Origin of the sequence: Neisseria sp. 19428wB4_WF04, from assembly GCF_015235335.1 — a bacterium.
GTDB classification, from domain to species: domain Bacteria; phylum Pseudomonadota; class Gammaproteobacteria; order Burkholderiales; family Neisseriaceae; genus Neisseria; species Neisseria musculi.
The window spans coordinates 1-232 of sequence record NZ_JADGLG010000248.1; the positions used below are offsets into that span (position 1 = coordinate 1).

Consider the following 232-nt stretch of genomic DNA (forward strand, 5'->3'; position numbering starts at 1 on the left):
AGCCAAACCGTTACCACCACCGTCAAGGCAGACGGCAGCTACAGCGTAGACGTGCCCAAAGCCCTGCCCGACGGCGGCTACACCGCCGAAGCTTCGGTGAAAGACCCCGCCGGCAACGAAGGCAAAGCCAAAGACAACGGCTCGGTCGACACCACCGCCCCGATGATCAGCGTAGACGCGCCGGACAACAGCAGCGACAACACCCCGACCATCAGCGGCAAAACCGATGCGC

Annotated in this window: 1 protein-coding gene; it reads left to right on the forward strand. The window is 63.8% G+C overall.

Annotation, left to right across the window (positions count from 1 at the left end):
* The coding region (locus IR141_RS14335) for an Ig-like domain-containing protein (protein WP_167743249.1) at positions 1-232 on the forward strand (232 nt) is incomplete at both ends.